The organism is Kitasatospora sp. NPDC029312, assembly GCF_055569215.1.
The window spans coordinates 38,846-55,651 of sequence record NZ_JBVHXY010000034.1 but is presented as its reverse complement, the minus strand read 5'-3'; the positions used below and the strand labels follow the sequence as shown (position 1 = coordinate 55,651).

The following is a 16,806-nucleotide window of genomic DNA, read 5'->3' as shown; positions in this document are numbered from 1 at the left end:
GCGGCGGTGTGGACAACCGGGTGAGCGCGGGCCGGATCGGCGGGTGAGCTGCGGCTGCGGGACCGATCGCCGCTCGGACGCCCGAGCGGCCGCGCTTCGAGACAGCTCAATTTGCTTGTTCACCTTACGAATTCTGGGAGGAAACCAGCGGCCCCTGGTGTACAAGACTTAAACGAATGGGGTTACGATCTCGGCTACCGAGCTCAGCGTTGAGTACCAGGAGTCAAGATTGTGAGCGTCACCCAGAAGCCCTCCGGGGCGGTCGAGGCCCCCGCACCCGGCCGCCTCGGCTTCGTCGTCTTCATCACCGCGGCCGCGGCCCTCGGCGGCTTCCTGTTCGGCTACGACAGCTCCGTGATCAACGGAGCCGTCTCCGGCATCCAGGGGAAGTTCGGCGTCGGCAGCGGCGAGACCGGCCTGATCGTCTCCTCGGCGCTGCTGGGCTCGGCGGTCGGCGCCGCGCTGGCCGGCCGGTTCGCCGACCGCTACGGCCGCATCAAGGTCATGAAGGCGGGCGCGCTGCTGTTCGCCGTCAGCGCCGTCGGTTCGATGCTGCCCTTCTCCTCCTGGGACCTCGCCCTGTGGCGCGTCCTCGGCGGAGCGGCCATCGGCATCGCCTCGGTGATCGCCCCGACCTACATCGCCGAGGTCGCGCCGACCAAGTACCGGGGCCGGCTGGCCTCCTTCCAGCAGGCCGCGATCGTCCTCGGCATCGCGATCTCGCAGTTGGTCAACTGGGTGCTGGCGGACGCTGCCGGCGGCGACACCCGCGGCCACCTGCTCGGCCTGGAGGCCTGGCAGTGGATGCTGGGCATCTGTGTCGTGCCGGCCGCGGTCTACTTCGTGCTGTCCTCGGTGATCCCCGAGTCCCCGCGCTACCTGATCCAGGCCGAGCGCCTGGACGACGCCCGCAAGGTGCTGGCCGAGGTCGAGGGCGAGGGCATCGACACCGACGCCCGGATCGCCGAGATCCAGACGCTGATCGCCTCCGACCACCGCCCGCGCTTCACCGACCTGCTCGGCGGCCGCTTCGGCCTGCTCCCGATCGTCTGGGTCGGCATCGGACTGTCGGTCTTCCAGCAGCTCGTCGGCATCAACGTGATCTTCTACTACTCGTCGATCCTGTGGCAGTCGGTCGGCATCGACCAGAGCAACTCGCTGCTGATCAGCTTCATCGGCTCGGTCATCAACATCCTCGGCACCGTGATCGCGATCCTGCTGGTCGACCGGATCGGCCGCAAGCCGCTCGCCCTGATCGGCTCGGCCGGCATGGCCGTCACCCTGGCCGCGGCCGGCTGGGCGTTCTCCTCGGCCACCGGCTCCGGCGACAACGTCTCGCTGCCCGACCTGCAGGGCACCGTCGCCCTGGTCGCCGCGAACGCCTTCGTGCTGTTCTTCGCGATGTCCTGGGGCGTGGTCGTCTGGGTGATGCTCGGCGAGATGTTCCCGAACCGGGTCCGCGCCGCCGCGCTCTCCGTCGCCGCCTCCGCGCAGTGGATCGCCAACTGGGCGATCACCGTCTCGTTCCCGTCCCTGTCGCGCTGGAACCTCTCGGCGACCTACCTCGTGTACGCGGCCTTCGCGGCGCTGTCGCTCGTCTTCGTGGCGAAGTTCATGAAGGAGACCAAGGGCGTCCGACTGGAGGACATGGGCTGACCAGCCGATCATCGGCTGGTCCGACGGTCGGACCTTCGGCCCCCGCACCCTAGCGCGATCAGCGCGGGCGCGGGGGCCGAATCGTTCACTCTATGCGGCGGCCCGGCCACCTCCGGTACTCCTGGGCGACAGGAGGAGGGATGTGTCCTTGATTTTCAACCGGCTTCGCCCCCGCAGAACCACCGCCGCCCCGAGCGGCGGCTGTCCCCACGCCCATGCCCACACCCACGGCGGTGCGCCGGGCCCGTTCCCGCCGCCGCCCGGCCCGGCGTCCGCACCGCAGTGGCCGGAGCCCCCGACGCCATCCACGCCGGCGCCGTTCACCGACGCGCACGCTGCCCCGTTCACCGACCCGTTCACCGATCCGTTCACCGATCCGGACCAGGCCGCCGAGTTCATCCGCCAGTTCCACTGCGAGCAACCCGCCGCCGGCGCCCCGGAGCCGCGGCTGCGCGCCGTGCTGGACGAGATCGACCGCACCGGTACCTACCGCCACACCTCCGCCGAACTCGGCTACGGCGCCAAACTCGCCTGGCGCAACGCCGCCCGGTGCATCGGCCGGCTCTACTGGCGCAGCCTGGTGGTCCGCGACCTGCGCCACCTCTCCTCGGCGGACGACATCGCCGCCGAGTGCTTCGAGCACCTGCGGACGGCCGGCAACGGCGGGCGGATCCGCCCGGTGATCTCGGTGTTCGCCCCCGACCGCCCGGGCCGCCCGGCCGCCCGCATCCTCAACCAGCAGCTGGTCCGCTACGCCGGGCACCGGGTGGACGGCGCCGTGGTCGGCGACCCGGCGGGCACCGTGCTCGCCGCCCGGGCCCGGGACCTCGGCTGGAAGTGCGCCGAGGACCGCTTCGAGGTGCTGCCGCTGATCATCCAGGAACGCCCGGGCGAGCGGCCCGTCTGGTACGAGCTTCCGGACGGCACCACGCTGGAGGTACCGCTCAGCCACCCGGAGCACGGCTGGTTCGCCGACCTCGGGCTGCGCTGGTACGCGGTGCCCGCGATCAGCGACATGACGTTGGAGATCGGCGGCGTGCGCTACCCCGCCGCGCCGTTCAACGGCTGGTACATGGGCACCGAGATCGGCGCCCGCAACCTCGCCGACGCCGACCGCTACGACATGCTCGGCACCGTCGCCGAGCGGCTGGGCCTGGACACCTCCAGCGACCGCACGCTCTGGCGCGACCGCGCACTGGTCGAGCTCAACATCGCGGTGCTGCACTCCTTCCAGGAGGCGGGGGTGACGATCGCCGACCACCACACCGAGTCGGAGCGCTTCCTCAAGCACGTCGCCCAGGAGAAGCGGCTCGGCCGTCCGACGCCGGCCGACTGGAGCTGGATCGTGCCCCCGGTCTCCGGCGGGCTGACGCCGGTCTACCACCGGTACTACGACCCGGTGGACCCGGCGCAGCGGCCGGCCTTCGTGGCCCGCGAGCCCTGGTAGCTCCTGACGCCGGCTACGAGGGCGCGGCCAGCCGTTCGAAGCGCGTCGCGAGTCCGTCCAGCAACGCCTCCAGGCCGGTCTCGAAGGCGCCCTCGTCCACCGTCCCGCGGTGCCCGGCCAGTCGGTGCGCCTCGCCGAGGTGCGGGTAGTCGGCCGCGTCGTAGACCTCGGCGTCCGCCGGGAAGCCGGCCGCGAAGGAGGCGAGCGCGGAGCCGGTGACGAAGTAGCGCATCAGCGCGCCGATCCGGGTGGCCTGGCCGCGCGGCCACCCGGACTCGACCAGGTGCCCGAAGACGGCGTCGGCCAGCCGCAGCGCGTTCGGCCGCCGCCCCGGGCCCTGGGCGAGCACCGGGACGATGTTGGGATGGGCGGCCAGCGCGGCCCGGTAGGAGCGGGCCCAGTCGCGCAGCGCCACCGGCCAGGGGGTCGACGGCGTGGTCGGGGCGTCGGCGGAGCCGGTGGCCGGCGCTCCGCCGTCGAACATCGACAAGTCGACCTCGCCGATGACGCTGTCCACCACCGCGTCCAGCAGTTCGTCCTTGGTGGCGAAGTGGTTGTAGAGCGAGGGCCCGCTGACCGACAGCTCGGTGGCCAGCCGGCGGGTGGAGAGGGCGTCCAGCCCCTCCTCGTCGATCAGCCGCAGCGCGGCGGTGACGATGCGCTCGCGGCTGAGCAGCGGGTTGCGCGGACGGGCCATCGCGGCGGTTTCCTCCGGTTCCTCCGGCCGGCTCTCCCCCGGCCGGGTGGGTGGGGGACCGATTCTGGCAGGTGCCTCTTCCCAGCGCGGCCCGCCCGGGGCTACAGTCCCCCCGTAAAAACTTGCAGCGCTAGTTTATCCGCCCGCAGCCGCCGCAGTCGCTCGCAGCCGCGCAGCTGCCGGCGGGCCTGAGACGGGAGCCGCCGTGAACCTGGAGTTGTCCGAGGAGCAGAGCGCCGTCCGGGACCTCGCCGCCTCCTTCACCGACCGCGAGATCGTGCCGTACGCCGCCGAGTGGGACCGCGTCGAGTCCGTGGACCGGGCGATCATCGGCAAGCTCGCCGAGGTCGGCTTTCTCGGCCTGACCATCCCCGAGGAGTACGGCGGCAGCGGCGGCGACCACCTCGCCTACTGCCTGGTGCTGGAGGAGCTCGGGCGCGGCGACTCGGCCGTGCGCGGGATCGTCTCGGTCTCGCTCGGCCTGGTCGGCAAGTCGATCAACGCTTACGGCACCGAGGAGCAGAAGCGGCACTGGCTGCCCCGGCTCACCTCGGGCGAGGCGCTCGGCTGCTTCGCGCTCACCGAGCCGGGCACCGGCTCGGACGCGGCCAACCTCACCACCCGGGCCGTCCGGGACGGCGACGACTGGCTGATCAGCGGCGCCAAGATGTTCATCACCAACGGCACCTGGGCCGATGTCGCACTGGTCTTCGCCCGCACCGGCGGCAGCGAGCCCGACCAGCAGGGCCACCGGGGCGTCACCGCCTTCCTCGTCCCCACCGACCTGCCCGGCTTCGGCCGCACCACCATCCACGGCAAGCTCGGCCTGCGCGGCCAGGCCACCGCCGAACTCGCCCTGGACGGCGTCCGGGTGCCCGACAGCGCCCGGCTCGGCGAGGTCGGCAAGGGTTTCACGGTGGCGATGGCGGCGCTGGCCAAGGGCCGGATGTCGGTCGCGGCCGGCTGCGTCGGCATCGCCCGGGCCTGCCTGGAGGCCGCCGTCCGCTACGCGGGCGAGCGCGAGCAGTTCGGCCGCCCGATCGCCTCGCACCAGCTCGTCCAGGAACTGCTGGCGGGCATCGCGGTGGACGTCGAGGCGGCCCGGCTGCTCACCTGGAAGGTCGCCGACCACATCGAACGCGGGCTGCCGTTCGCCACCGAGTCCTCGATCGCCAAGCTCCACGCGAGCGAGGCCGCCGTCCGGGCCGCGAACAACGCGCTCCAGGTGTTCGGCGGCTACGGCTTCATCGACGAGTACCCCGTCGGCAAGTACCTGCGCGACGCGCGGGTGATGACCCTCTACGAGGGCACCAGCCAGATCCACCAACTGCTCATCGGGCGCGCCCTGACCGGCGTCAACGCCTTCTGACCCACCTCCCTCGGATCACCCAGCTCACCCGATCACCTGATGAGGAGCACGACGTGCGTCCTGTCTACTTCGCCGCCGCCCGCCGCACACCCATCGGCCGGCTGCGCGGAGCGCTCGCCACGGTCCGCCCTGACGACCTCTCGGCCACCGTGCTGCGCGCCCTGCTCGCCGACGTCCCCGCCCTGGACCCGGCCCGGATCGACGACGTCTACTGGGGCGCCGCCAACCAGGCCGGCGAGGACAACCGCAACGCCGCCCGGATGGCCCTGCTGCTGGCCGGCCTGCCGGAAACCGTCCCCGGAGCCACCGTCAACCGGCTCTGCGCCTCCGGACTGGAGGCCGTCACCCTCGCCGCCCGGGCCATCGGCTCCGGCGAGGCCGACGTGGTGCTGGCCGGCGGCTGCGAGTCGATGACCCGCGCGCCCTTCGTCCTGCCCCGCCCCGACGAGGCGCTGCCGCACCGGATCGAGACCTACGACACCCGGCTCGGCTGGCGGCTCACCAACCCGAGGATGGCCGAGCTGCACGGCGTGCTCAGCATGGGCGAGACCGCCGAGGAGGTCGCGCGCCGGTACGGCATCGACCGCGAGCGCCAGGACGCCTTCGCCCTGCGCAGCCACCAGCGGGCCGCCGCCGCCCGCAAGGACGGGCACTTCGACGCCGAGCTGGTCCCGGTCGAGCGGCCGGACGGGGTGACGGTCGGCCAGGACGAGGGCATCCGCGAGGACACCAGCCTGGAGAAGCTCGCCCGGCTCAAGCCGGCCTTCCGTCCGGACGGTACCGTCACGGCCGGCAACGCCTCGCCCATGAACGACGGCGCGGCCGGGCTGGTCCTGGTCAGCGAGGAGGCGCTGCGCGACCTCGGGCTGCGGCCGCTCGGCCGCTACGTGGCCGGCGCCTCGGCCGGGGTGCACCCGGACGTCATGGGCATCGGCCCGGTGCCGGCCACCCGGAAGGTGCTCGACCGGGCCGGCTGGAGCCTCGCCGACCTGGACACCGCCGAGCTCAACGAGGCCTTCGCCGCCCAGGCCCTGGCCTCCGCCGACGGCATCGGCTTCCGCCCGGAGCAGGCCGACGAGGTGGTCAACCCGAGTGGCGGGGCGATCGCCCTCGGCCACCCGCTGGGCGGCTCGGGCGCCCGCATCCTCACCACCCTGCTGCACCGGATGCACCGCACCGGCGCCCGGCGCGGCCTGGCCACGATGTGCGTGGGCGTGGGGCAGGGTACGGCCGTGCTGGTCGAGAACGTCTGACGCGGTTCCCAGGGCGGGAGTCGCCAGTGAGGGAGTTTCCAGTGACCGGAGGAACTGACATGGCCCGTTTCACGGGGAAGGTCGCCGTCGTGACCGGCGCGGCGCAGGGCATCGGAGCCGCCACCGCCCGTCGGCTGGCGGAGGAGGGCGCGACGGTCGCAGTGGTCGACCTGACCGCCGAGCGGGCTGCCGGGACGGTCGCCGAGATCACCGCCAAGGGCGGCACGGCCCGGGCGTACGGCTGCGACGTGGCCGACTACGACTCCGTCGAGGCGGTGTTCGCGCGGATCGCGGAGGAGCTCGGCGGGCCGCACATCCTGGTCAACAACGCCGGGATCACCCGGGACAACCTCTTCTTCAAGATGCCCAAGGCCGACTGGGACGCGGTGCTGACGGTGAACCTGACCAGCGCGTACAACTGCAGCCACGTCGCGCAGAAGTACATGGTGGCGCAGAAGTACGGGAAGATCGTCTCGCTCAGCTCCCGTTCCGCGCTCGGCAACCGCGGCCAGGCCAACTACGCGGCCGCCAAGGCCGGAATCCAGGGGCTCACGGCGACCCTGGCGATCGAGCTCGGGCCGTTCAACATCAACGTCAACGCCGTCGCCCCCGGCTACATCGCCACCGCGATGACCGCGGCCACCGCCGAGCGGGTCGGCGCCACCGCCGAGGACCACCAGGCCGAGGTGGCCGCCCGGACACCGCTGCGCCGGGTCGGGCAGCCGGAGGAGATCGCCTCGGTGGTGGCCTTCCTGGCCAGCGAGGACGCCTCGTACGTCAGTGGGCAGACACTGTACGTCAACGGGGGCGCCCGATGACCTGACGGGGGCTTACTAGAAGCCGGTCAACTGGGTAAACTTGGCCAACTCGGTGAAAACTGTGAAATCCGTGAGCGCGACTGACGGGTGATCAGGCAACCGTCCCAGGTGAGGGGTTACCTTCTCCTGGGACGGCCTTTACCTTTCCGCGTGGCCGAGCATGACCATGCAGCTGATCGGACTACCCCACCAAATGACTATGGCATGATCATGCGGCAGTCGATGGGATGGCCGGACCGACCCGACCGGACCAAGGTCGGGCCCTGCGTCCCCCTCAAGGAGTCCCATGGGCAGCCCCGCTACCCTCCGCCGCGCCCTGGCTCTGCTCGCCGTGGGGGCCACCGCCCTCACCGCCGGCACCATCGCCGTACCGGCCGTCGGCGCCGCGACCGCCGCCCCCTCGCACGACCTCTCGGGCGTCCACGTCCGCCCGGCCTCCTTCGGCCACCACAACGCCCAGGCGCGCGTCGCGCCGCTGAGCACCACCCAGTGCGTCAGCCAGATCGGCATCCACTGCTACTCGCCGCTGCAGTACCGCACCGCCTACAACCTGGACCCGCTGTACCAGCAGGGCATCACCGGCAAGGGCCGCACGATCGTCATCGTCGACTCCTTCGGCTCGCCGACCATCCAGCACGACCTGGAGGTCTTCGACAAGCAGTGGGGCATCCCGGACACCCAGGTCGAGGTGAAGAAGTGGGGCAACGTCCCCGTCTTCGACCCGAAGAACCCCGACCACACCGGCTGGGCCGGCGAGACCACCCTGGACGTCGAGTACGCCCACGCGATCGCCCCCGACGCACACATCATCCTGGTCGAGACCGGCGTCGCCGAGACCGAGGGCACCACCGGTCTGCCCGAGATGATGGACGCCGAGAAGGCCCTCATCAAGGAAGGCCGCGGCGACGTCATCTCGCAGAGCTTCGGCGCCACCGAGAACACCTTCCCGGGCTACGACAAGGGCGACTTCAAGTCGCTGACCGACCTGCGCTACGCCTTCAAGGCCGCCGCCGACCGCAACGTCACCGTGCTCGCCGCCTCCGGCGACAACGGCGCGACCGACGCGCAGGAGAACGGCAGCGACCTGTACCCGTTCAAGGTCAACTCCTGGCCGTCCTCGGACCCGCTGGTCACCTCCGTCGGCGGCACCCAGCTCACCCTGGACGACAACGGCAGCCGCACCGCGGCCGACAAGGTCTGGCACGACAAGTCGGGGGCCGGCGGCGGTGGCGTCTCCGGCATCTTCGACCGCCCGTGGTACCAGGCCGGCGTCGCCAACGTCACCGGCAACCACCGCGGCACGCCGGACATCAGCATGAGCGCGGCCGTCGACGGCGCGGCCTGGACCTACGAGTCCTACGACCCGACCGCCGTCGGCTGGCACCTCACCGGCGGCACCAGCGAGGCCACCCCGCTGTTCTCGGGCGTCGTCGCCCTCGCCGACCAGCTGGCCGGCCACCGCCTCGGCCAGCTCAACTGGCGCATGTACGGCCTGAACCTGCTCCCGAGCAAGTGGAGCGGCATCGTCGACGTCAAGGACGGCGACAACGGCTGGAACGGCGTCACCGGCTACAACGCCACCGCGGGCTACGACCTCGCGAGCGGCCTCGGCACCATCGACGCCACCAAGTTCGTCCACGCGCTCGCCGGCGACGTGCAGGGCGGCGGCGACCGCTGACGGATGACGCGAACGGCTGACGGGTAACAGCCGACAACTAACAGCGAACGGATAACAGATTTTGAAATCTGTTATCCGTTCGCTGTTATCTGTTCGCCGTCCTCCGTCGCGCCGCGGGTCAGGCCTGCTCGGCCGGGGCCGACGCGGCAGCCAGCTGGGCGAGGTAGCGCTCGGCGGCGCGGAGCTTGCGGCCCTCCGGACCCGGGAGGTAGGCGCGCATCTCGATGATGTCCGGAGCGATGCGGATGGCCTCCGCCCGGTCGGTGATCGAGCGCCAACAGGCCTCCGCGTTGGTGGCCGCCTGCCGGGTCTCCGGGTGGGCGCCGCCCTGCGAGCGGAGCAGCGAGAGGGCCACTTCGCGGTAGATGTCGGCCGCCTCCGCCAGGCGGCCCGCGAGCCGGCACACGTGCGCCCGCACCTGACGCACCTGGAGGACGGGCTCGGAGACGGCCCCGTGCTCCGCGATCGCCTCCAGTTCGAGCGCGAAGGCGAGGTCCGTCGCCGCGGCGTGGTCCCCGGCGTCGGCGCTGCGGACGATCCGTCCGATCACCTCGCGGTAGTCCGCGCGGGGCGCGGTGGCGGCCGGGGCTTCGGAAGCGTCAGCGTCGGCGTCCACAGGCGAGTCGGCGGGGGCATCGGCAGGGGTGTCGGCAGGCGGGGGCGACTGGTCGGCGGGCGCTTCGTCGGCCGGGGCCTGATCCTGCGGCACTCCGTCCGTCGGCGCGGCTTCGGCGGGGGCGGCCTCGGCGGGGTCGGCTTCGACGGGGTCGGCTCCCGGGGGTTCGGTCTCGACCGGCAGGTAGTCGGCCGGGACGGCCTCCCGGGGCTCCGCCACGGAGTCGACCGCCTCGTGCTCGTCGGCGGCCTCAGACGCGTCGGCGACGCCAACGTCCCCGGACCCGGGCTCCGGCATCGGCTCCGGCTGCGGCTGCGCCTTGCGCAGCGTCACCCCCACCGGGCGGGCAGTGGCCTTCGGCGGGACTTCGGCGTCGACGTCGGTCGTTACGGCCTTGTGCAGGCTCACGTTCGAGGTCTCGGCAGCCTCTTCGCCAGCCTTCGCCAGGCTGACCGGCCGGGCCGGTCGCGGCGGGGTGGGCGGCACACCCGGCTTGATCAGACTCACCGGTCCACCCGGGACGGGCGCGGGCGCCGAGCGCTCGGCCTCAGTGTCGGTGTCGGTGTCGCGCGGCCCGGCCTGACGCGGCAACGGCGGCACCGCGGGCGATGGAGACGACGGCGGCAGCGGATGCCCCGCCGCGGCCGGGTCTGCCGCAGGCAGCACGTCGAGCGACTGCGCCTCGCCGCGGCGGGCGGTGTTGCGGAAGACCGGGCGGTCCGGGACGTGCGTGGCCAGGATGACCACGTCCGGCCGCAGCACCGAGTACACCTGCTGCCGCAGTTGCTCGGGCGCCAGCACGTCGCCCGCGCCCGGGCGGCCGCCGTGCAGCGCCTCGATCAGGGCGCGGGTGAAGGTGCCGATCTGCTCCGGGTCCGGGCTGACGACAGCCCACAGCGGGATGCCCTCGCTGAGCGGCGAGACGGTGCCCTGGAGGTACGGCCAGGCGTTCTGGTCGGCGCTCAGGTCGGCGATGACCAGGGTCTGCCATTCGGCCGGACGGTGGCTCAGTTCGGCGGCCAGGGCCTGCCAGGGCAGCCCGTCCTGCTTCGAGTCGCGCAGGGTGAGCTGGAGTTGGCCGCCGCGCTTGTCGGCGACCACGTGCCCGCCGAGGTGCACCAGCAGCGGCCCGGGGTGCCGGGAGGCGGCGCGCAGGTGGGCGAGGACGGTGTGCGGGTCGCTGGCGCCGGGCAGGTGGACCGCGTCCACCGCGTCCGCGGCGAGCAGCACCTGCGGCGAGACGGCGGCCAGCATCGCGGACAGCACCGGCGCCTGGGCCGGACCGCCTCGGCCCCAGGTGCGGCGGCCGGAATTGCCGTACCCGCCCTCGATCACCAGGATCCGGCCGCGCGGTGCCGCGCCCAGCCCGCCCGCAGCGGCGGCCGCGCCGCCGGGAGCCGTGAACGGCGGCAGCGCGGCGGAGAACGGCGCGGCGGCGGACGGCGTGCCCGACGACGGCGCGTCCGAGGCCGACGGGCCCACTGCGGCCAATCCGGTGAGGGTCCACCCGGTGGGCGCGACCGGCGGCGCGGGGGGCACCGTCGGAGCGGACGCGACCGGAGGCGCGGGCGGCACCGGAGGCGCGGGCGGCACCGGGGGTGCCGGCGGCGGCTCGTACAGGGCGGCGGGCCCGGGCGGGTGCTCCTCGGCGGGCAAGCGTGCGGGCGGCGGTACGGCGTCCCAGGGGCCCGAGTCCGCGGTCGGCTCGGGACCTCCGGAAACAGCTGTCGTCTCCGCCATCTTCTGGTCACCGCCCCGCCCCGCCGCTCTCGCGGCGTCTGATGCCCTTGTCCGCGTGGTGCCTGCCACCACGTCCCGCGCGCCACCCTACGAGATCCCGGCACGCCCGATCCAGGCCGGGTGCCGATCGGCGTGCCACCCGGCCCGGAGTACCCGCTATCGTGCGGCCATGACCGGCCCCGGAACGCCCCTGCTCTTCCTCGACGTCGACGGACCGCTCATCCCCTTCGGCGCCCCGCCCCCGGGCGGCTACCCCGTCCACCCGGGCCCGGATGCGGCCGGCAACCCGCTGGTGGCCCGGGTCGATCCGGCGCTCGGCCCTCGGCTGCTGGCCCTGCCCTGCGAACTGGTCTGGGCCACCACCTGGGTCGAGGAGGCCAACGAGTGTCTCTCGCCCCGCCTGGGACTGCCGCAACTGCCCGTCGTGCACTGGCCGGTGGCGGAGGGCGGGCAGGCCGGTGAGCCCGGCGGCCTGCACTGGAAGACCCGCGGGCTGGTCGCCTGGGCAGCCGGACGCCCCTTCGCCTGGGTGGACGACGAGATCTCGCCGGCCGACCGTCGCTGGGTCGAGGCCCACTCCGCCGCCCCCGCCCTGCCGCACCGCGTCGATCCCCGAGTCGGCCTCACCGACGCCGACTTCGCCGTCCTCGACGCCTGGCTGCGAACCGTCCGTCCGGCCGCGCCCGGGGCGGGGTGACCCGGGCGGGGTGACCGGGCGGGGTGACCGGGCGGGGTGACCAGGCGGCTGGCGGGCGGCCCTACGCGCCGGCCAGCAGGTCGCGCAGCAGGGCGACCGTGTCGGCGTCCAGGTCGCGGCCGGTGCGGCGGCTCAGGGCGTCCAGGCGGTTGACGGCGCGCAGGAGTTGGTCCCGGGCGCCGGCCGAGGCGTAGGCGTAGAAGAGGTCCCGGTGCAGCAGTTCGACGTCCGGGGCGACGGCGAGGCCGCGGAAGACGGCGGCCTCGGCGCTGCGGTGGTCGCCGTACTGGAGGCGGCGGGCGGCGAGTTCGTGGGCGGTGTCGACGATCGCGGCGATCATGTCCTGGCGCTCCGCCTCGGCCCAGCCGTAGGAGGCGGGCGGGGCCTCGGCGAACGGGGCGCCGCGGACCAGGGCCAGGGCGTGCGCCAGGGCGGCGTCGGCGGTGGCGCTGGTGCTGCGCATACCGCGCCGGTAGAGGCTGCGGAACTCGTCCCAGTCGCAGGTGACGGCCGGGGCGAAGGCGTAGCCGTCGGTGGTGTCGGTGGCCAGGTAGGCGAGGCCCTCGGCGGAGGCGCCGAACCAGGCGGCCAGGTCGGCGAGTTTGGCCGGGAGCGGGCTCTTGGCGTCGGCCGCCGTGGGGTGCGGGTCCAGGTGGGCGGCGCCTGGGTGCAGGTCGTGGTCGAGGGCGTGGTGGTCGGCGCCGGGGCGCAGCGCGAGGTAGACGGCGAGCTCGGTGAGCCGGGACAGCGCGCCGGGTTCGACGGTGCCGACGGTGCCGGCCACGTCGACCGGGCCGAGCAGCCGGATCCGGGGGGCGTTGCGCGGGGTGTGCGCCTCCGGGGAGCGGAGGATGGCGAGGAGGTCGTCGCTGTCGCTGCGGCCGGGGCTGGTCCGGGCGACCGTGGCGACGGCGGCCGGTCCGGGCTCCGCCTCCGGCTCCGGCCGTCCCTCGGTCGTGGCCGGGCGCTCGGCGGCGGGACCGGGCTCGGGCCGGGACGGGACGCGCGGGTCGACGCCGGCGGGCGCGGGCGCGCTGTGGTGAGTCGGTGCGGGTTCGGCGATCGCCGGGGCGGGCTGGCCGGCCGACGGCGGGATCAGCGGTGGCACGGGCTGGACCGGCTGGACGGCCAGGACGGCCGCCGGAGCGTGGGCCGGCGTCGCCTCCGCCGCCTCGGGCGTCCCCGCGGTCTCGGCCGTCTCTGCGATCTCGGCAGTCTCTGCAGTCTCGGCCGTCTCTGCGGTCTCGGGCGTCTCGGCCGTCGCTGCGGTATCCACCGGAACGTCCGCGGTCGCGGTCGGCCCGCCCGGCAGCCGTAGGTCGCGGGTGGCCTCGTCGCCGGGCTGCCCGGTCGCCTCGGCGGTGCGCTCCGCCCCGGCGACGACCTGCTCCGTCCCGGCGGCCTGCCGCCCCTGCCCGTTGACGGCGAAGCGCGCCGGACCCGCCGGCGCGGGGGCGGGAGTCGGGGCGGGTGCGGGCGTCACCGGGTCGGTTCCCGCGAAGGGGCTGGCCCCCGTGCCGATGACCCGGGGCAGCAGCCGAGGCCCGGTGGCAGCGCCCGCCGCATCCCCGGTCACGCCGGTCATGCCGGTCGTCCCGGCGGTCCCGGTCGTTCCGGTGGTCCCCGTCGCCCCGGCCTCGGCGGCCTCCGTGGCGGGGCCGCCGACGACGGCCAACACCGGTACGGCGGACGGCAGCTCGGCGGTGTCCGCCTCGTCGTCCGGGTCCGGGCCGAGCCCGGGACCGTCCAGGGTCCAGGCGGGCGCCGGGTACTGGGTGGTGTCGTCCGCGGCCCGGAGCAGCTCGGCGATCCGGTCGTACTGCTGTCCGTCGAGCCGCTGGAGTTCGACGGTCAGGTGCAGGCCGGGGACGGCGGCCTGGCCGGTGGTCGGCAGGGTCCAGCGGGCGACCGGGCCGGTGCCCCGCTCGGGGGCACGGGTGATGACGGCCACGCAGGTGCGCGGGCGGGCGTCCAGCAGTCGGCCGAGCTCGGCGGGGGTGTCGCCGCCGGGCTGGTGGGCGCAGAGCACGATCTCGGGCACCCAGGACTCGTCCGCCTGTCCCCGGCTGCGCGCCTCGCGCGGGCTGGAGGCCCCGGCGGCGGTCAGGGTGGCGCGAGCCTTGGCGGTGCGCGGGCCGAGCGCGGCGAGGGCTGCCTCCAGGGTGGGGTGGCGGTGGACGCGCTCGGCGGCCGGGCCGCTGATCGGCACCTCCTCGGCGAGGTCCACCAGGTGCAGGTGGAGCCGGTCGGCCAGCGGGCTGTGGGCGAGTTCGATGGCCAGGGTGCGCAGGACGTCGCGGGCGTCGTCGGGGTGCCCGGAGAGGTGGAGCAGCCGGACGGCCTCCAGGTCGGCGAGGACCACCGAGCCGTCGGGCGAGGTGCCGAGGGTGACCAGCGCCGGGTAGGGCGCGGCGGTCTTGCGGGCCTGGCCGGCGCTGAGCAGGTCGCTGGACTCCTCGCTGCACCACCAGACGTTGGCGGCGTGCGCGGCGCGGAACGGCGCGATGGGCGTGGCCGGTCCGGACAGGTGCAGTTCGACGGTGTGGCCGGGGGTGATCCGGGCCGCGACGATGGCCGGGAGGCGCTTGCCGCCGCGCACGGTGTTGCGGGCCAGGGTGCGCAGGGCGCGGTCCAGCAGTTCCAGGCCGGGCTGGTCCTGCCGGGCCATCAGCTCGTTCTCGAAGGCGGCGGCCTCGGCGTCGGGCATCGCGATCCGGTGCCGGGGGCGGCGGGCGCGCTGCTGGGTGCCGCGCTTGTGGGCGACGGTGCCGACCATGATGGCGGCGAGCAGGACGCCGACGGTGGAGGCGGCCAGGGCGACGGTGTAGTCGCTGCCGGCGGCCGGGTCGGCGTGCGCGGCGGGGGCGGAGGCGGGTGTGCGGGCGGGCGCGGGCGTCGGCGCGGCCGGTGTCGCCGTGCCGGGCGCCGGGGTGGCCTGGGTGGACGCGGGGGGCGGTGTCTGGGCGGCCGGCGCCGGGGCGGCCGGGCCCTGCCCGGGAGCGGGCGTCTGCTCCGGAGCAGGCGCGGGGGCGGGGGTCTGGGCAGGCGGTGCGGGCGTCCGGGCGGGCGGGGAAGGGGGCTGGGCTGCCGGGGCGGCCGTGCCCGGCACGGTGAGCACCATTCCCGGTTCGAGCACGTCCGGGTCGGTCAGCCGTTCCCCGTCCGGTGCCTGCACCCCCTTGTTGGCCTCGAAGAGCTTCGGCCAGGCCTCGCCGTCCCCCAACTCCCGCTGGGCGATGGCCGACAGGCTGTCCCCGGGCTGGACGGTCACGGTCCTCTGCCCGTCCGACCGGGGCTCCGTCCCGGACTGCGGCGACTGCGCGGGAGCCGTGGCCTGCCCCTGGCCCGCAGCGGGGGCCGGAGCCGGGGCTTGTGCCGGGGCATGTGCCGGCACCTTCGCCTCGTCCGGCTTGGCGTCCCCGGGCATCAGCAGCTCCCAGCCGGGCTGGATCGGCCGGTCCGCGTCGAAGCGGAGGCCCGAATCGTCCATCACCCGGCCGTCGTTGAGCTTGGCGATCTCCACCCACCGCTCTCCGGAGCCCAGTTGGCGCTCCGCGATGGACCAGAGGCTGTCGGCCGGCCGGCTGTCCCGGACGGTGTACACGGGGTGCTGCTCCGCGGCCGGGCTCAGCGCGGGCGCGGACTGCGCGGCGGGGAGCGCGGCCCGCTGCACGCCCGGGGTCAACTGGGCCTGGGCGGCCGGCTTGTGGGCCTGCTCGGGCACCGCGGCGAAGGCCGAACCGGCCACCGGCAGCAGGGCGAGCACCGAGCCGACCAGCCCGGCGGCCAGCCGCTGGCTCCAGCCGAAGGCCGGGATCCGGCGGGCGATCCGGCCGCGCAGCTGGGCGGGGATCTCCAGCAGGACGGAGAGCGCGAAGCACGCCCAGGCCAGCCAGCCGACCACCACCAGCAGCCAGAGGAACAACCGCCCGTCGTCCGGACTGGTGAGCGCCTCGCCCACGCCGCCCGGCGCGACGTCGCCCATCGAGGCGACCGCGTGGGTGCCGTACAGCAGCAGCGCGGGGACGCCGAACAGCAGGGCGAGCAGGGTGACCAGCGCGGCGAGCGCGGCGATCAACGCGCCGCCGCGTCCGCGTCCGGCCCGGTGCGCGCTGCGGTCGCGGCCGGTCGCCGTTCGGCCCCCCGCGGGTCGATCCCGGTCGTTCCCGGGCCCGGTGCCGGTCCGGCCGGTACGGGTCTGGGCGGTACGGGCCTGGTCGGTTCGGGCCTGGTCCTTGGCACGTGGCGCGGCCATCAGTCGGTCTCCGCTTTCTCGACTCCGTGGACGAGGGTCGCACTGCCCTTGCCCGTTACCTTCCGCTCCCCGAGGGCGCCCAGCAGGACCGGCCGGTAGTCGGCCCGCACGGTGACGGTGACGACCTTGCCGTCACCGGAGAATTCGACGTCCCCGGCCCGCAGCCCGTACAGCCGCAGGTAGGCGTCGGCGGCCTGCTGGACGTACGCCTGCTGGACCTTGAAGCCCTTGCCCTGCAGGACGGCCGCCTGGTCGAGCTGTTGCCCGCCGACACGGGCGGCCTCCTGGGCGTAGGCGTCGGTGCGCTCGGTGACCCGCAGGCGTCCGCCCGCGTCGATCACCAGGGCGATGACGAGCACGAGGTAGGCCGCGCAGATGGCCACGAAGAGGGCGACCGCGCCCCGGTCCGAGCGGCGTGGGCCCCGGTACGGCCGGCGGCGCCGAAGTCCGTTCAGCACTCGCATCCCCTCCCCCCGATCCGCACGATGCCTCCCCACCGGCCCCCACCGGGCGCCGCTCGGTGCCGTTGCGTCATCCCCCGAGCGCTCTCCGCTTGCGTTTCCCCCGCGCGGACGGTCCC

Annotated in this window: 11 protein-coding genes; 7 read left to right on the top strand and 4 right to left on the bottom strand. The window is 74.5% G+C overall.

Annotated elements, in window-relative coordinates:
- Positions 1 to 231 precede the first annotated feature (231 nt).
- A complete protein-coding gene (locus ACZ4WV_RS25385; RefSeq protein ID WP_465750465.1) occupies positions 232 to 1,656 on the top strand; it encodes a sugar porter family MFS transporter in 1,425 nt (474 codons plus the stop codon).
- A 142-nt stretch (positions 1,657 to 1,798) separates the two neighbouring features.
- Positions 1,799 to 3,103, top strand: coding sequence for a nitric oxide synthase oxygenase (locus tag ACZ4WV_RS25380; RefSeq protein ID WP_465750463.1), 1,305 nt, complete (start codon positions 1,799 to 1,801; stop codon positions 3,101 to 3,103).
- 13 nt (positions 3,104 to 3,116) lie between these two features.
- On the opposite strand, the gene ACZ4WV_RS25375 is transcribed toward ACZ4WV_RS25380, so the two are convergent.
- Positions 3,117 to 3,800, bottom strand: coding sequence for a TetR/AcrR family transcriptional regulator (locus tag ACZ4WV_RS25375; protein WP_465750461.1), 684 nt, complete (start codon positions 3,798 to 3,800; stop codon positions 3,117 to 3,119).
- A gap of 205 nt (positions 3,801 to 4,005) precedes the next feature.
- On the opposite strand from ACZ4WV_RS25375, the gene ACZ4WV_RS25370 reads away from it, so the two are divergent.
- From ACZ4WV_RS25370 to ACZ4WV_RS25355, 4 genes are all read left to right on the top strand, one after another.
- Positions 4,006 to 5,169 carry an acyl-CoA dehydrogenase family protein gene (locus tag ACZ4WV_RS25370; protein ID WP_465750459.1) on the top strand — a complete coding sequence of 388 codons (1,164 nt, stop codon included), beginning with the start codon at positions 4,006 to 4,008 and terminating at the stop codon, positions 5,167 to 5,169.
- Positions 5,170 to 5,222: 53 nt separating this feature from the next.
- On the top strand, positions 5,223 to 6,422 hold the full coding sequence (locus ACZ4WV_RS25365; RefSeq protein ID WP_465750457.1) for a thiolase family protein: 1,200 nt from the start codon (positions 5,223 to 5,225) through the stop codon (positions 6,420 to 6,422).
- A gap of 59 nt (positions 6,423 to 6,481) precedes the next feature.
- Positions 6,482 to 7,240, top strand: coding sequence for a 3-oxoacyl-ACP reductase FabG (fabG, locus tag ACZ4WV_RS25360; protein WP_465750455.1), 759 nt, complete (start codon positions 6,482 to 6,484; stop codon positions 7,238 to 7,240).
- 286 nt (positions 7,241 to 7,526) lie between these two features.
- The gene (locus tag ACZ4WV_RS25355) at positions 7,527 to 8,918 is read left to right on the top strand and encodes a S53 family peptidase (RefSeq protein WP_465750453.1); all 1,392 of its coding nucleotides are present in this window, start codon (positions 7,527 to 7,529) and stop codon (positions 8,916 to 8,918) included.
- A gap of 118 nt (positions 8,919 to 9,036) precedes the next feature.
- Here ACZ4WV_RS25355 and ACZ4WV_RS25350 read toward each other — a convergent pair whose 3' ends face one another.
- Positions 9,037 to 11,025 carry a hypothetical protein gene (locus tag ACZ4WV_RS25350; RefSeq protein ID WP_465750451.1) on the bottom strand — a complete coding sequence of 663 codons (1,989 nt, stop codon included), beginning with the start codon at positions 11,023 to 11,025 and terminating at the stop codon, positions 9,037 to 9,039.
- Between the two features lie 418 nt (positions 11,026 to 11,443).
- On the opposite strand from ACZ4WV_RS25350, the gene ACZ4WV_RS25345 reads away from it, so the two are divergent.
- Positions 11,444 to 11,971: an HAD domain-containing protein gene (locus tag ACZ4WV_RS25345; protein WP_465750449.1), complete on the top strand. Its 528-nt coding sequence runs from the start codon at positions 11,444 to 11,446 to the stop codon at positions 11,969 to 11,971.
- 61 nt (positions 11,972 to 12,032) lie between these two features.
- On the opposite strand, the gene ACZ4WV_RS25340 is transcribed toward ACZ4WV_RS25345, so the two are convergent.
- Positions 12,033 to 16,226: a LysM peptidoglycan-binding domain-containing protein gene (locus tag ACZ4WV_RS25340; protein WP_465750447.1), complete on the bottom strand. Its 4,194-nt coding sequence runs from the start codon at positions 16,224 to 16,226 to the stop codon at positions 12,033 to 12,035.
- Positions 16,226 to 16,684 carry a hypothetical protein gene (locus tag ACZ4WV_RS25335; RefSeq protein ID WP_465750445.1) on the bottom strand — a complete coding sequence of 153 codons (459 nt, stop codon included), beginning with the start codon at positions 16,682 to 16,684 and terminating at the stop codon, positions 16,226 to 16,228. The genes ACZ4WV_RS25340 and ACZ4WV_RS25335 overlap by 1 nt, the downstream gene beginning before the upstream one ends.
- Positions 16,685 to 16,806 lie beyond the last annotated feature (122 nt).

Coding starts and splice junctions, on each gene's coding strand:
- ACZ4WV_RS25375 (WP_465750461.1), bottom strand. CDS start 3,800: ATGGCCCGTCCGCGCAACCCGCTGCTCAGCCGCGAGCGCATCGTCACC.
- fabG (WP_465750455.1), top strand. CDS start 6,482: ATGGCCCGTTTCACGGGGAAGGTCGCCGTCGTGACCGGCGCGGCGCAG.
- ACZ4WV_RS25355 (WP_465750453.1), top strand. CDS start 7,527: ATGGGCAGCCCCGCTACCCTCCGCCGCGCCCTGGCTCTGCTCGCCGTG.
- ACZ4WV_RS25345 (WP_465750449.1), top strand. CDS start 11,444: ATGACCGGCCCCGGAACGCCCCTGCTCTTCCTCGACGTCGACGGACCG.
- ACZ4WV_RS25340 (WP_465750447.1), bottom strand. CDS start 16,226: ATGGCCGCGCCACGTGCCAAGGACCAGGCCCGAACCGACCAGGCCCGT.